We start from the raw sequence: 13,555 nt of genomic DNA, 5'->3' as shown, positions 1-13,555 counted from the left end.
TGGCCTGATGGCCGTGGCGCATGACATCAGCCGAATGCTTGGCTGGGTCGGCATCAGCCTGGCGGAGACGGGATGAATGTACTTTCAGTCAGCCCTGGCTAGACCCCTGAGCGCCAAGGATTTCCGAAGATCCCTGGAACGGATTTTCAAGAAGGACCAAGCGCCATCCGATTGATTGAGCGGCAGCAGGACGAGCTCATGGTAGGATTGTAAAGATTCTTAAAGCTTGTATGTTCAGAGCACTTTTCGGCTTTCTCTTTGCGGCAGTCATGTTTGTCCAGGTTCCTCAATGGGACAACGATTGGACCAAGTGCTCCGTGTCGGTTCCCGACACTGCCTGTCACTGGTATGTGGTGAATCCGGACAACACTTTTGGCAAGGGATTCAGCTGGATCACTGCACCAAAATATGACTTTGAAGCACTTCAAGACATTGCAGCTCAGCATCAAGTGACAGTCGCTAACGGGTATCAAACGACGGTGGAATTGATGAATGCAAATTCTGACGTCAAATATGGCGATGATTACTGATCGGTAACAAGCTAGACGCTAGGTTCTCGAAATGTTTTTGGTTGAGACGATATACTCAACACTGATAATTAATTTCATAAGTTTGTTATCGTGAGTAGATAGCCTTGGGAAGTTTTCTTGGCGCTTATAGAATAGATGTCAGATGAGTTGTTGAACCCCTATCAGCACCAGTGGCAGCTCAAGACCATTACGTTCATCAAGCCACTTAAAGATTCAGTTGCGTAGGCCTCGGGTTTCGCGCTGTTCAGCTCTCAACGTTGATGGGCCGTTTCCAAGGAGTGCGCCCCCAGGGCTTCAGAAAAGAGATGAACACAATGCCCAACTGCAGCAGCACCTGAATGCCACCACCCACCAGCCCCTGGAACCATGTTGTCCAGTAGATCGAATCTGCAGGTATCTCAGACATGTTGAGCCCTGCAACCAGAGCCGCATTGCTGTCGAGCCAGGGACCCAAGGCCACTGAGCCAAAAAAGATCAACGACACCGTGAGCAGGCCCTTGATCACCACCCACCAGTGCTTGAAATATCCCCACGGTGTGATGGCACAAAGCACAAGACCGCTCAAGAGACTCAGCGAGCCACAAGGAATGATCACGACGTCGTCCAAGAACTTGCTGAGTTCAGCGACCACCACCTGCGTGGGGAAGGCCCGCTCGGTTTGGCCGAACTGAACCAACACCAACAGGCCGGCCGTCACGGCCCAAGTCAGGGAGATCACCACATGCGTGGAGATGATCCACAACCGCCCGGTGACCGACACTTTCAACACGAAAGGCAGTTGCTCAAATACGGCGGCACCCTACCCAGAACCGGCCCTGGCCTAGCACCAACCCCCAGACGTAGGTGCGCCAGTGGCCCAGCACTTCACTCATGTTGCGCAGCCGCACCGTGGCGAGCTCGATCTGCTGGCTGGTGAGCGAGTAGCGGCCACACATCAGCGATGCCTGCGGATCCAGTCGGGACTGCTCCCAATCTGCGTGACCTGACTCCCGGCAGTGCAACCGCGATGCAGGGCCGCATCCATGAAGAGCGAGGCTGATGCGGCCCTGCCATGCAATCGCTGCCTTGGATCGTCTGGAGCTGCGAGCACTGATAGCCCTGCTCGCAGGCATTTCATTCGGATGGGGCGGCCCGCTGCAATCCGCCACCGTGCTCTCGATCGGCGATGGCGACACCATCCGCGTGCTCGATGGCAGCAAGCGGATCAGCGTGCGCCTGGCCTGCATTGATGCCCCGGAGTTGGCTCAGGCCCCCTATGGCGAGCAAGCCCGCCGCTATCTGCAGAGCCGGTTGCGAATCAGCAGCAATGTGAGGCTGATCCCGAAGGCCATCGATCGCTACGGCCGCACCGTTGCCGAAGTGATTGGGGCGGTGAATCTCAACCTGGCGATGGTGGAGGACGGCCAGGCATTTGCCTACCGAAAACACCTCGGCCAGTGCGATTCCAGGGAGTATCTGGATGCAGAGTTCCGGGCTTCCCGCCGCCGCTATGGGGTGTGGCAGGTGCCGGGCGGCATCACCCGCCCGTGGGTCTTTCGGCGGGTTCGGCTGCGCTGATCGTGGCCGCTGTTAGGAGAAAGGGACTCCACTGATCCTTGTGTGATGCGAAAGCTCAATGCACTCGCAGTTCTGGCTGTGTCTGGCATGGCCTTGTCCCTTGCATCCGGCGGAGTCTGCCTGGCACGTCCGAACCCCGGGGGGATCGGTGGGCCTGCCTCCGGCGCAGGGGCCTTGCCTGGCGCCGGTGTGGGCGAACCTGGTCTCGGAGTGGAATCACGGCCCCTGGAGAATCCTGGTGGCCTTGGTGGGCCTGCCTCCGGAGCCGGGGTTCGCCCAGGAGCGGGCGTCGGGGCACCAGGCGCTGGGATGTACCGGCGCTGATATAACCGGGCGCCCACACCTTCTTAACCTGGCTGCCATCAGTCTGGTCATACAAGAAGAGCAATTCCTAGGCCATCAACCAGCTGCGGCCTGATGAAGACTCCAAGATAAGCCAGCCTTCCCCACAGCTTGTCGCCTTGAGGCTGGTTTTCACTTTCTCAGGAGGCCCGAAGCAGTGTATCTGCTAGGGACAGACTGAGCCCTGAGAGGAGGAAGAAGTGGCCCAAAAGCGATGAGGTCAGCGGCAATCATCGCTCATATCCATCAAGAGTATCTATTCCGAACACTTGTGGGCACCTCGAAAAATCCACGTCGCTCCCTGACAGACTTTGACATAAGCAATAGAATTGGCTCAGTTCAACACAGCTGAATGGGACAGCGTGGATTCTGGGATGAGGAGAAGCGCATCCACAGGCTTCAGCAGAAGAAGCCTACGTTGGCGACCCTATCCGGGACGATTCCTTGGGATGCCTTCAGGCCACTGCTGGAGCAGGGTTACAGCCATGAACGGAAGAGCAATGCTGGCCGGAAGCGGATTGATCCGCTCATCCTCTTCAAGATGCTGGTGCTTCAGCAGCTATTCAACCTCAGCGATGAGGAGCTGGAATTTCAAGTCAACGACAGACGCTCATTCGAGGAGTTTGTCGGACTGGGAGTGATGAACACCATTCCTGATGCCACCACGATTGCCTTCTTCCGCGAGCGACTCCGCAAGGCGGGTGTTATCGATGAGCTCTTTGAACGTTTTGAGGAGCACCTGCGGTCCGAGGGACTGGAGGCCCGTGGAGGGCAGATCATCGATGCGACACTGGTACCTGTTCCCAAACAGCGAAACTCAAGGGAGGAGAACAAGACCATCAAGGATGGAGCCATCCCAGAGAAGTGGCTGGACAAGCCAAACCGACTGCGCCAGAAGGACACTGACGCCCGCTGGGTCAAGAAGAATGGCATCAGCCATTACGGATACAAGAACAGCATTTGCATTGATGCCACTCACGGCTTCATTCGAAGATTTTCCATTACCCCAGCCAACATTCACGACAGCCAGATGCTTGCGCAGGTGCTAGACCCTGAGAACAGGGATGACTTCGTCTGGGCTGATTCTGGCTACGCCGGCGTGCGGTATGAGGATCTACTGGATATGGCTGGTTTTGAGAGCAGAATTCATGAAAAGGGCTCACGCTGCCATCCCTTGAGCGATGAAGCCCAGGAGCGCAACAAGGTCCGATCAAGCGTGCGGGCAAGGGTTGAGCACGTCTTTGGTGTAATCACAACCTGCATGCGCGGCAAGCTGACAAGGCGGATTGGATTGGCCAGAACGAGAGCTTGGTGGGGACTGCGTAATCTGACTTACAACTTTCTTCGATACCTGCATTGCAACTCAAAAGCAACGCTGGCTTCCTGATCATTCGACAGGGAGACAAGCGACTCGACTTGAAGTAATTGATGCCAGTCGTCAGGCGCATCTGCACGTGCAGAGGATTTCCATGCGGCTTCTCAATGTTGCCTCAAAAGTGGCAATATTTCGAGGTCCCCTTGTGAGCACTATGGCACTCGCTCGGTCTTGTTGCTCAGATGTCCGATAGAGCTATATTGATTGATGATGATGTGTAGTCGTCCTTCGCCAAGGTGAGCCTAGTTCTTTTACATTGTTATGATTGGGGGGGGCGGTCCAGCGAATCCGATTAGTGACAAGTTGACGTCATCGAGATGCGTTTCTGACTAATTCCTGGTGCGATCAGCCGCTACCACCGCGGCGGAGTATTAGTCGCCTACATCCCAGGAGGTCATGACCATAACCTCCTGGGGAGGTCGCGCTACCTGGGGGGGGATGAGCGTTCAGCAGAGTTGGCAGTGCCCGTGGGTGTATTACGGGTCCAGGTCACGCAGACGGCCGTTCTGGATGCGGCGTTGCTGGCGCCAAGGCAACTGATGTGAGTGGCATTTGGACGGTTCAGCAGGAGATCCTGGTGGAGCCGGGATGTCATCCAGGTGCTGATGATTTCCTCCGGATCCCAGCGATGCGTTGGCCGCGGGCAGGCCACCAGTTCGCTGACAGGACGCAGCGGCAAAGCTGATCTGGCCTCCACCTGCAGGGACTGCCAACGTGGCAGATCGTGATCACAGCTCGGGCTGGTGAGGATCTGCTTCACCACCGGCTCCAGATAGTCGCGGTTGCGCGCCTCGAGCGGATCCGGCAAGCGATCCAGGGGGGCACGGCCATGACGGCTGCGCAGGGCGTTGATGGCCTCCACAAGGGCATCCTGCCTTCCCTCAGGGCGTGTGGTTGCGGTTACAGATGCAGATGCTGCTTCGGATGCATTGGCAGAGTCAGGCCAAGGGCCGGGCATGGTGCGGCGCAAATGACTCAGCAGGGCCTCCATGGCCGGCAGCGGCGTAGCGAACCCCACGAACAGCGGTCCGTTAAGGATCTGCCTGTAGTCGTTCTGGGTCAGGGGGCGGCTGCTCAGCAACTCTCCTGTGGGAGAAAGACGGATCGCTGTACCGCCGTGCACGTAAATCGCGGCCCTGCCCTGCCCCGCGCCTTTACTGAGTTGCTCCAGCAGCACGCTGCCCTCAAGAACGCTGACATCGGCACTGCCGTCATCGGCAAGGCTGATGATGTAGTTGGTTCCTCGGACGCTCAGGCGGCTGGAGCGGGTGCAGCCGCTCTGATTCCCTGACACCAGAATCTGTCCCTGACTAAGAACGAAACAGCTGCTTCCGAGCCGAAGCTGCGAAAGGCGATTGATCCGTCCGACCGCTCCACTCTCGAAGCCGAGCTGACCACGACTCTGGCCGGTCCTGATCTGCTTGGGAGCATCGGCTTTCTGCCTGACCTTCGCCTGCAGGCGATCCACGTAGAGCTGATTGCCATCAAGAATCTCCTGGATCACCGCCCAGCCCGACGCACCTGGGCTCTGTCGGGCGGAAGCGTGAGCTGATGGGATCTGTGCGCCCAGCCACCCAGCCAATGCGGCGGTGAGCACTACGTTGGCCGAACGGCGCAGAGTTCTAGTTTTCAGCTCGAACAGGGTAAACATATGCAGATCGCAGGGGGCTGCTGTTCGGCGCATAACCTGGTGGGACATCACATTAGTGTTGACCCCGATTTTGCGGACACCGATCAGGGGTCATGGTGTTGAGTGTACGGGCAGAGATGAGCTGGTGCCCGTAGTCGGTCGGGCTGAGGCAACCGCTCGTTCAATATCGATATTCACAGTTGAAATAGCTCTCAATCCAAAAGCCCTGATACCGCTGTTGCTGCTGAAGGCTGATTTACACCCGGCGGTTATCATCGAAGTTGAGCTTGAGTTTAAAGGTCGAAAACAAAATGTCCACCTCCGCGTTATCCCAGCAGCAGCTGATACGGCGCCACCACATGGTGACCGAGAACCCGGTTGACGGCCCAGATCACCAGAGCGCCATCCATCCGCTGGTCCAGCGTCCAGCCGACCTCATGACGGCTGTTGGGAACACCGCCTGGATCTCAACGATGATCACTGCGTCCTCAACTGCTTGCTTTCCCAACGCCTCCAACCGCTGACGCCAGCCTGAAAAAGTCCTTCTCCCTCCTGAGCTCGCGGTTCTCCTTGCGCAACCGGTTGAGTTCAGCGGGCTGCTGGAGGTAAAGCCGAGCAGCTCAGCGACAGCATTGCTGAAGAGGCCCTCCTACAGGCAGAGCTCCACAGCTTTCGCTTTTTGCCGCGCAGTGAACCAGAACCTTGTTCTGGTGAGGTTCGTCATCAAGTGACAGTCTGGCGGTCATGGCGTGACCCTTATCGATTTGCACTCAAAACCAGGAGAACTCCAGGCTCACCCCCGACCGACTTGGTCCAAGTGGTGGGTGGCATGGATCACAACCCTCCATGCAGCGTCTGGAGAGGTGGCTTCAGCTTGCTCCAGCTTCAGTTGATGCCTGGGGTAGAGCCGTTGATCCTGTTGAGCTGAATGCCCAGGTAGGTGGCTTCGTGGTTGAGAGCCTTTTTGGTGTCGATGTTGCCAGCGGCGGCGGCGGCGGCGAAACGGACGAGCAGCGAGTCCCGAAGGGCTTGGTCGCGGGCAGTGCTGGTGAAGACTTTGGACATTGGGCGGGACTGGAAGAAGCGGAAAGACTGCTCCGCAAGCCAATCCTAAGCCTCATCGACACAGAGCCGACGCTGATTTGTCTGTAGCTTATTACTCCAAACTGTGTTGTGAGTCACAGTCCGGGTCCCATGGCATGAGAAAAGCGCTCCTCCAAACCGGTGCAGCCGGCCGCTCATGCCAGCTGGCGGCGGCTTCGATCGACGGCGCCGCCAGCTCAGTCTCGCTCCACGCCTGTTCGTGCCTGCAGCTTGAAGATGACGGCCTTTGAACCATGCGGCAGCGGATTGCCTGGAGGTCACCCCAGGAGAGGGTGTTCTGCGCACGGACCCAATGGCCAATTGGCCGCACAAAAGGCAAGCCCTTGGACGCCACCAGTACCCGAGCCCGCAATCGGCGCCTTGAAGTGCGGGCCACGGCTGAGGATCGCCAGCTGATTGACCGGGCCGTCGCTGCATCCGGCACCGATCTCACCGGCTTCGTGATCACCGATCTGCGCCTGGCGGCCCAGCAGGTGCTGGCCGACCGCGAGGGGTTCCGCCTCGACGCTGAAGCGCTCGACGCCTGGGAGCGCATCAACCAACGGCCGGCCCGCTCACTGAAGGGTCTGCGCGCGCTGATGGATCACCCTTCACCGATCGGATCGACTCTTGCCAGTGCCGATCCGAAGAGCAGACGATCTGGCTGAACAGGCACGCCCGCCAGGCCCATGCCCGTGGTGGGACCAGCCGGGTGTTCGTGGTCACCGAAGTCGGCAGCAGCGATGTGGTGGCGTTTTACGCCTGGTGCATGGCGAGCATCACCCCGGCGCAGGCCATTCCCCTGCTGGCCCGGCTCGGTGTCGACCTTCGCCATGAAGGCCGGGGCCTCGGAGCCGCACTGCTGATGGATGTGATCAGCCGTACGGCACAGATCTGCACTGAAGTGGGTTGCCGGGGGTTGCTCATCCATGCGGAAAGCGCATCGGCCCGGGCGTTCTGCCTGCACCTCATCCCGGAATTCGAGCCATCCCCCACCGACCCGTTGCACCTGGTGCTGCTGATGAAGGACATCCTGCGGACGCTGGGGTGAACTGGCCTGGGTTATGCATGTTCAGGCCGTTAACAATGCATCATCTTTTTTGACACCCGAACCAACATGAGAACCGTGAAGTCCTTGATCGAGGAACTGGACAAGTTCCCGCAGGAGGCTCTCTGCCATGCCTATGAAGGGGAGATCGTCGGAATTGTGATTCGGCACGGCGGACGCGAGGGAGTGATTCACTGCGGTGAGCATGAAGGTGCTGAGCCCGAAACGGTGACGTTTACGCCAATGAGTTCCTGAGGCTTCGCGCCAAGCCATCAGCCGATCGGCGAGCGGTCATGCAGCGTGCTGCTATTGATCCGCTGGTCTTTCTGGCCCGTTGCTTGCGCTGCTTGCTGGAGTTGGCCCAGCAGAGCCGGCATGGCCACGCTGCACAACTCGCCATCCTCGAAGTCAGCGAGAAGCTGCTGCTCTTCAGGATCAAGGATTGGCGGCTGGGGTTTGTCATGATTCTGTGCGGTTGGGGATGATCGTTTCACACCCAGGTGGCGCAGAGCAGCTCCGCCTGGGCCAGCACGGTTTTCACCGCGGCGTCCTGCAGATCGGGGGGGTAGCCGTATTTGTTGAGGATGCGTTTCACCATCACGCGGATGCGGGCGCGGGCGCTTTCGCGCAGGGTCCAGTCGATGGTCACGCTCTTCTTCACCTGGGTGATCAGCTCAGCAGCGATCAGTTTGAGTTTGGCGTCGCCCATGGCCTCCACGGCGCTGTCGTTGGCGGCGAGGGCGTCGTAGAAGGCGACTTCGTCGTCAGACAGGCCAAGGGATTCGCCGCGCTTGCCGGCGGCATCGAGCTCTTTGGCGAGGGCGATCAGCTCCTCGATCACCTGGGCGGTGGTGATGGCGCGGTTGTGGTAAGCGTTGAGGGTGTTCTTGAGCTTCTCGGAAAACACCTGGCTCTGTACCAGGTTGCGTTTGGAGCGCACCTTGAGTTCATCCTTCAGCAATTTCTCCAGCAGCTCTGCGGCCACGTTCCTGTGCTTGAGGCCACGTACTTCAGCCAGGAACTGGTCGCTGAGGATGGAGATGTCGGGCCTGGGCAGGCCGGCGGCGGTGAACACATCGATCACCTGACCTTCGGTGGTGATGGCCTTGCTGACCAGCTGGCGGATGGCGGCGTCGATCTGCTCGGGTGAACGGCTGGTGGAGCTGCTCTGCTTGGAGAGGGCGGCCTGCAGGGCCTGAAAGAAACTCAAGTCGTCGCGGAGTTCGGTGGCCTCGTCGCTGGCGGAGCAGAGGGCGTAGGCGCGGGAGAGTTCGGCCACCACCTGCAGCCAGCGCTGTTTGCCGTTCTCCTGTTGGAGGATGAACTCTTGGCCAGCGGGAAGCAACTGCAGGCGCTCGGTGGGGGTGCCGCTGGTCCAGTTCGACCAGTCAAAACCGTGCAGCAGATCAGAAGCGATGCCGTGCTTTTCGAGCATCACGGCGATGGCCCCTGCGGTGTCGAAGGTGGGATCGCCCCGGCCACCGCTTTCTGTATAGGTGGCCAACGCCCGTTTGAGCTGATCGGCGAGGCCGAGATAATCCACCACCAGGCCGCCGGGCTTGTCGCGAAACACCCGGTTCACACGGGCGATGGCCTGCATCAGGCCGTGGCCCTGCATCGGCTTGTCGGCGTACATCGTGTGCAGGCAAGGGGCATCGAAGCCCGTGAGCCACATGTCGCGCACGATCACGATCCTGAAGGAATCGTTGGCGTCCTTGAAGCGGTTGGCCAGCTGACGGCGCGCCTCCTTGCTGCGGATGTGGGGCTGCCAGTCGGGGCCGTCGTCGGCGCTGCCGGTCATCACCACCTTGAGGGTGTCGTGTGCCCACTCGGGCCGCAACTGGATCAGGGCGTTGTAGAGATCAACGCAGATGCGACGGCTCATGCAGACGACCATCGCCTTGCCGTCCATCGCCTCCAGACGTTTCTCCACGTGCGCCACCAGGTCGGCGGCCACCAGGGCGAGGCGCTTGGGATCGCCCACCAGGGCTTCGAGCGCGGCCCACTTGGTTTTGAGCTTTTCCTTGCTGGTGAACTCCTCGCCTTCGGTGATCTCCTCGAATTCGGCATCAAGCCTGGGCAGGGCGGCGGCGTTGAGGGAGAGCTTGGAGATGCGGCTCTCGTAGTAGATCGGCACGGTGGCCTTGTCGGCCACGGCGCGCTGGATGTCGTAGATGGAGATGTAGTCGCCGAACACGGCGCGGGTGTTGGCGTCGGCCTGTTCGATCGGAGTGCCGGTGAAGCCGATGAAGGAGGCATTGGGGAGGGCATCGCGCAGGTTGCTGGCGAACCCATACGACATCACACCCGATTTCAGATCAACTTTGCCGCCGAAGCCGTACTGGCTGCGGTGGGCTTCATCGGCGATCACCACGATGTTCTGCCGGGCGCTCAGCTCGGGCATCGGCTCACCCTTGTCGGGCATGAACTTCTGGATGGTGGTGAACACCACGCCGCCGCTGGCGCGGTTGAGCAGCTCGCGCAACTGCTCACGATTGGCGGCCTGCAGGGGCGTCTGGCCGAGGAGGTCGGCGCAGCGCTGGAACTGGCCGAAGAGCTGGTCGTCGAGATCGTTGCGATCGGTGAGCACCACCAGGGTGGGGTTGGCCATGGCCGGATGGCGCACGATGCGGGCGGCATAGAAGAGCATCGAGAAGCTCTTGCCGCTGCCCTGGGTGTGCCACACCACCCCGGCGCGGCGGTCGCCCGGCCGGCCGCCCAGGCTGCGCGCGGCGGGGCCCATGCCGCTGGCGCGCACGGTTTCCTGCACGGCCGCATTCACGGCATGGAACTGGTGGTAGCCAGCGATGATCTTGTGGAGGGTGCCCGAATCCGGGTCTTCCTCAAAGACGATGAAGTGCTGAAGCAGATCAAGGAAGCGCTGCGGCTCAAACACGCCACGGATCAACGTTTCCAGCTCCAGGGCCGTGGCGGGCGCGTCGGCCTCGCCATCGATGCTGCGCCAGAGCTTGAACCACTCCTGGTTGGCGGTGATCGAGCCGATGCGGGCCTGCAGACCATCGCTCACCACCAGGGCGGCGTTGTACTGAAGGAGGGTGGGAATCTCAGCTTTGTAGGTCTGCAGCTGGGCGTAGGCACTCCAGATGGTGGCGCCTTCAGCGGCGGCGTTCTTGAGCTCGATCAGGCCCAGGGGCAGCCCGTTGAGGAACATCACCAGATCGGGCCGGCGGTTGTGCTGGCCGTCGCTGACGCTGAACTGGTTCACCACCAGCCAGTCGTTGGCGGTGGCGGTTGTGAAGTCGACCAGCCGCACATGGTCGCCGGCGATGCTGCCATCGGCCCGGGGGTATTCCACCGGCACGCCCTCACGCAGCAGGCGGTGGAAGGCGCGGTTCGTCTGCACGAGCGAGGGCGTGGCTAGGCGCAGCAGCTTGCGCAGGGCCTCCTCACGGGCCTCTTCGGGGATGGCCGGATTGAGCTGGCGGATGGCTTCGCGCAGCCGGCCCACCAGCACCACAGTGCTGAACGAGTCGCGCTCCGAGGCCGGTTCGCCGGGGGCGAGTTGGGGGCCGGGGAGCACGGCATAGCCCAGCTGCTCAAACCAGCCGATGGCTGCCGCTTCGACCATGGCTTCGGTGAGGGTCATGGGGGCGGTTGGCACCGAAACGAACGTGGGTCCCAGATCTGCACCAGAATGGGGCCAAACCGCCCAGAAACAAGCCCGTGCGTACGTTTTCGGCTGTGATTGAGCGCTGTCCCAGCACGGGACTGCTGGTTGGCTATGTACCTGGATTCCCCGGGGCCCATAGCCAGGGAGAAACCGTTGAGGAATTGCAGGCCAACCTCCATGAGGTGATTGAGATGCTGCTTGAGGATGGCGAGCCCCAGCTCGAAGCTGATTTCGTTGGCTTGCAGCAGATTTGTGTAGCGAGTTAGAGACTTGGGTCAGCTACCTGTTCTGAAGCCTGCGGAAGTGGTCAGATTGCCAAGGACATCGACATGACGGCAGAGGACTTCATCGGCAAGCGATAAGCATCAGCACGATCTCTGCCCTGCGAGCACCAATCCACCTCAAACGAATCTGTGCATTTTTTGCACTGGTTGCCTTTGGGTCCACTCGCCTGGCTTGAAGACGTTGCGTTGCCCCTGGTGGCGCTGATGAGTGACTTCCGGGGGTTCGGAGCGGGGTGCGTCTGGCCTGCCAGTGGAAGGCTCAAGCAATCTTCTCAATCACCGCCCTGTTGAACCAGGCCGGGATCCGGTCTGTCTTCAACTCCAGCCGCCGGCCATCAGTGATTTCTGCGATCCAGGCGAGCTGTGGGTCGGCGCTGTCGGTTGAGTTGTCGAAGATGTAAGCCCGGCTTGTGTGCTTGATGGCCTCCAGCAATAGCGCCAGCGAGCGGTGGTAGCGGCTGATGATCTTGTCTTCCGGCACAGCATGCCCGCCCAGCCCCACGCGGTTGAGCACCCGCGAAACATTGATCTTTGGATCATCCGTGGCCACGAAGTAGAGATAGGTGCGGTAGGCAAGCCGTTGTGCCTTCTCCAGCAGCGCCACCTTGCCGGGATGGGACATGACGGTTTCGCAGGTGAAGCTGGCCCGGCGCTTCAGCAGGTGCTGGCGCAGAACATCCACCGCCACCGAGGCGAAGTAGGCATTGACCTCCACGCCGGCAAAGTCCAGCCGCTCACCCTCAAACCGCAACCGCCGCGCCGGCTCCAGTAACCCTGCAGATCGCAGCAACTCCGAGCCCGTGAAGGCCGATAAAAGCTCAGCGGCTGTGGTGCTGACGCCATAGACACCCAGATCCAGAAAGCCGTTCTGGCGGATGCTCGCTTCGATCTCATCCGGGTTCAGGTAAATCCCCAGCAGGGGCGGCGGCAGCACCGCCTTGAGCACGCTTTTGCCCGAGCCATTGGGCCCGGCGAACACCCGCAGCCTGGGTGTGGCCGCGATCACCGGATGGTGAAGGTGGTGCCAGGTGTAACCGGGATGGGTGCTTCGACCGGCTTCAGCCGCTGCTTGCGTCCGTCGGGGAAGACGCGCACGATGAAGCCCCCTTCTGTTTGCAACACGCTCTGCCCAGAGGCCAGCACCTGAGCACGCGCAGCGGCAAAGGCTTCACCGGAGACCAGCGGGAACCGGCTTTCGAGGTCTTGAAGCTGGCGTTCCTGCTCGGACATGACCCAACATTGCTGGATTGAGGTTAGCGGTGTCGTCCCAGCACCGATGCCAACGCACCCAGAGGCCTGACTGACAGTCATCAGCCTGGAATGGCTCGACCGCCAGAACCTCGCTGGGGACGTGCCTCTCCCACCTAGCCTTACCAGGTAACACCCCTTCTGGGGGCGAGTATCGATGGACTCTGCCGATGCCGTCACCAGCTCCATCACCAGCAAGGGGCAGGTGACCATCCCCAAGCCGTAAGGCTTCTCCGCAGGAGTAGGCGTTGCGGCAGCCGTTCGGGCTGGCCAGGGGCAGTCGCATGCGTTTCGCGTTGGTGGGGGATCCCATCGAGTTGCGCCACTGGAAGCCTGAGCAGCCACTGCCGGAGAGCGGGTTCGGATTGCTGAAGTCCAGCCGGCCAGCCGTACCGGCGGACTTCGACCCCGCCAGCCTGTTGCGCCCGTGATTGGCCTGGACACCAATGTACTGGCCCGCACTCTGATCGAATCCGGCCAGCCGCTGTTCCTGGCCAAGACGGTGGCCCTGGAGCTGGAGTGGGTGCTGCGTGGGTAATTCGGCTTCCCGGTGGAGCAGGTGCTGCAAGTGTTCGACCAACTGCTGACCCATCCCGGCCTCAGGCTGAAGATCGGCCAGCCCTGGAGCAGGCTGTGGCCGGTGTGCGCGGTTGTGGGGACGATGGCGTCGTTCGATGATCGCGGCTTCGATCGCCGGAGCCGCCAGCTCAATCTGGCGCCACGCCTGTTAGTGCCGGCAGGTTCCTGAGCGGGGCAACTTTCAGCAGCGGTTGTGGCCAGCCCTTTGGCTGATTACAGGAGAGCTCCTGGAACCAGCCGAGAGCCGC

General features: G+C 60.6%; 17 protein-coding genes. 9 read left to right on the top strand and 8 right to left on the bottom strand.

Translation table 11 applies throughout. The features are described 5' to 3' along the window. The first annotated feature begins 317 nt into the window (after positions 1-317). A complete protein-coding gene (locus CJZ82_RS15395) occupies positions 318-530 on the top strand; it encodes a hypothetical protein (RefSeq protein ID WP_369820091.1) in 213 nt (70 codons plus the stop codon). Positions 531-774: 244 nt separating this feature from the next. On the opposite strand, the gene CJZ82_RS15390 is transcribed toward CJZ82_RS15395, so the two are convergent. Beyond that, entirely contained in the window at positions 775-1,248 is a 474-nt protein-coding gene (locus CJZ82_RS15390; RefSeq protein ID WP_143593703.1) for a hypothetical protein, read from the bottom strand. 64 nt (positions 1,249-1,312) lie between these two features. After that, the gene (locus tag CJZ82_RS18485) at positions 1,313-1,465 is read right to left on the bottom strand and encodes a hypothetical protein (protein WP_158218600.1); all 153 of its coding nucleotides are present in this window, start codon (positions 1,463-1,465) and stop codon (positions 1,313-1,315) included. A 130-nt stretch (positions 1,466-1,595) separates the two neighbouring features. On the opposite strand from CJZ82_RS18485, the gene CJZ82_RS15385 reads away from it, so the two are divergent. Together CJZ82_RS15385 and CJZ82_RS15375 are read left to right on the top strand one after the other, a co-directional pair. Then, on the top strand, positions 1,596-2,087 hold the full coding sequence (locus CJZ82_RS15385; protein WP_233130298.1) for a thermonuclease family protein: 492 nt from the start codon (positions 1,596-1,598) through the stop codon (positions 2,085-2,087). Positions 2,088-2,781: 694 nt separating this feature from the next. Continuing rightward, positions 2,782-3,816, top strand: a complete 1,035-nt coding sequence (locus tag CJZ82_RS15375) for an IS5 family transposase (RefSeq protein WP_094556632.1) — start codon at positions 2,782-2,784, stop codon at positions 3,814-3,816. Between the two features lie 412 nt (positions 3,817-4,228). Here the strand turns inward: CJZ82_RS15375 and CJZ82_RS15370 are convergent, their stop codons facing one another. After that, a complete protein-coding gene (locus CJZ82_RS15370) occupies positions 4,229-5,308 on the bottom strand; it encodes a hypothetical protein (RefSeq protein ID WP_094556631.1) in 1,080 nt (359 codons plus the stop codon). A 271-nt stretch (positions 5,309-5,579) separates the two neighbouring features. Between CJZ82_RS15370 and CJZ82_RS18060 the strand changes: the two genes are divergently transcribed. Continuing rightward, positions 5,580-5,816, top strand: a complete 237-nt coding sequence (locus CJZ82_RS18060) for a hypothetical protein (protein ID WP_143593702.1) — start codon at positions 5,580-5,582, stop codon at positions 5,814-5,816. 503 nt (positions 5,817-6,319) lie between these two features. Here CJZ82_RS18060 and CJZ82_RS19135 read toward each other — a convergent pair. Continuing rightward, a complete protein-coding gene (locus CJZ82_RS19135) occupies positions 6,320-6,499 on the bottom strand; it encodes a hypothetical protein (protein ID WP_094556630.1) in 180 nt (59 codons plus the stop codon). Positions 6,500-6,861: 362 nt separating this feature from the next. Between CJZ82_RS19135 and CJZ82_RS15360 the strand changes: the two genes are divergently transcribed. Both CJZ82_RS15360 and CJZ82_RS15355 read left to right on the top strand, forming a co-directional pair. Next, the gene (locus tag CJZ82_RS15360; protein WP_094556629.1) at positions 6,862-7,185 is read left to right on the top strand and encodes a DUF1778 domain-containing protein; all 324 of its coding nucleotides are present in this window, start codon (positions 6,862-6,864) and stop codon (positions 7,183-7,185) included. Between the two features lie 44 nt (positions 7,186-7,229). Next, positions 7,230-7,568: an N-acetyltransferase gene (locus CJZ82_RS15355; RefSeq protein WP_233130297.1), complete on the top strand. Its 339-nt coding sequence runs from the start codon at positions 7,230-7,232 to the stop codon at positions 7,566-7,568. Between the two features lie 21 nt (positions 7,569-7,589). Here CJZ82_RS15355 and CJZ82_RS18055 read toward each other — a convergent pair whose 3' ends face one another. Both CJZ82_RS18055 and CJZ82_RS15340 read right to left on the bottom strand, forming a co-directional pair. Then, on the bottom strand, positions 7,590-7,838 hold the full coding sequence (locus CJZ82_RS18055) for a hypothetical protein (protein WP_143593701.1): 249 nt from the start codon (positions 7,836-7,838) through the stop codon (positions 7,590-7,592). Positions 7,839-8,055: 217 nt separating this feature from the next. Beyond that, positions 8,056-11,172, bottom strand: a complete 3,117-nt coding sequence (locus CJZ82_RS15340; protein ID WP_094556626.1) for a type I restriction endonuclease subunit R — start codon at positions 11,170-11,172, stop codon at positions 8,056-8,058. A 77-nt stretch (positions 11,173-11,249) separates the two neighbouring features. Here CJZ82_RS15340 and CJZ82_RS15335 point away from each other — a divergent pair, with 77 nt between their 5' ends. Continuing rightward, complete coding sequence (locus CJZ82_RS15335; protein WP_094556625.1) at positions 11,250-11,462, top strand: type II toxin-antitoxin system HicB family antitoxin; 213 nt, start codon at positions 11,250-11,252, stop codon at positions 11,460-11,462. Between the two features lie 277 nt (positions 11,463-11,739). Here the strand turns inward: CJZ82_RS15335 and CJZ82_RS15330 are convergent, their stop codons facing one another. Both CJZ82_RS15330 and CJZ82_RS15325 read right to left on the bottom strand, forming a co-directional pair. Continuing rightward, positions 11,740-12,486: a zeta toxin family protein gene (locus CJZ82_RS15330; protein WP_198949808.1), complete on the bottom strand. Its 747-nt coding sequence runs from the start codon at positions 12,484-12,486 to the stop codon at positions 11,740-11,742. Then, positions 12,483-12,710 (bottom strand): hypothetical protein, encoded by a 228-nt coding sequence (locus CJZ82_RS15325; RefSeq protein WP_094556624.1) that lies wholly within the window; start codon positions 12,708-12,710, stop codon positions 12,483-12,485. The genes CJZ82_RS15330 and CJZ82_RS15325 overlap by 4 nt, the downstream gene beginning before the upstream one ends. Positions 12,711-12,976: 266 nt before the next feature. Between CJZ82_RS15325 and CJZ82_RS15320 the strand changes: the two genes are divergently transcribed. Then, entirely contained in the window at positions 12,977-13,159 is a 183-nt protein-coding gene (locus CJZ82_RS15320) for a hypothetical protein (protein ID WP_094556623.1), read from the top strand. A 119-nt stretch (positions 13,160-13,278) separates the two neighbouring features. Further along, positions 13,279-13,476, top strand: coding sequence for a hypothetical protein (locus tag CJZ82_RS15315; RefSeq protein ID WP_094556622.1), 198 nt, complete (start codon positions 13,279-13,281; stop codon positions 13,474-13,476). Positions 13,477-13,555 lie beyond the last annotated feature (79 nt).

Origin of the sequence: Synechococcus sp. 1G10, from assembly GCF_002252625.1 — a bacterium.
GTDB lineage: Bacteria > Cyanobacteriota > Cyanobacteriia > PCC-6307 > Cyanobiaceae > Regnicoccus_A.
Note: the sequence above shows the minus strand (reverse complement) of the source record. Positions and strands in the feature narration are given on the sequence as shown.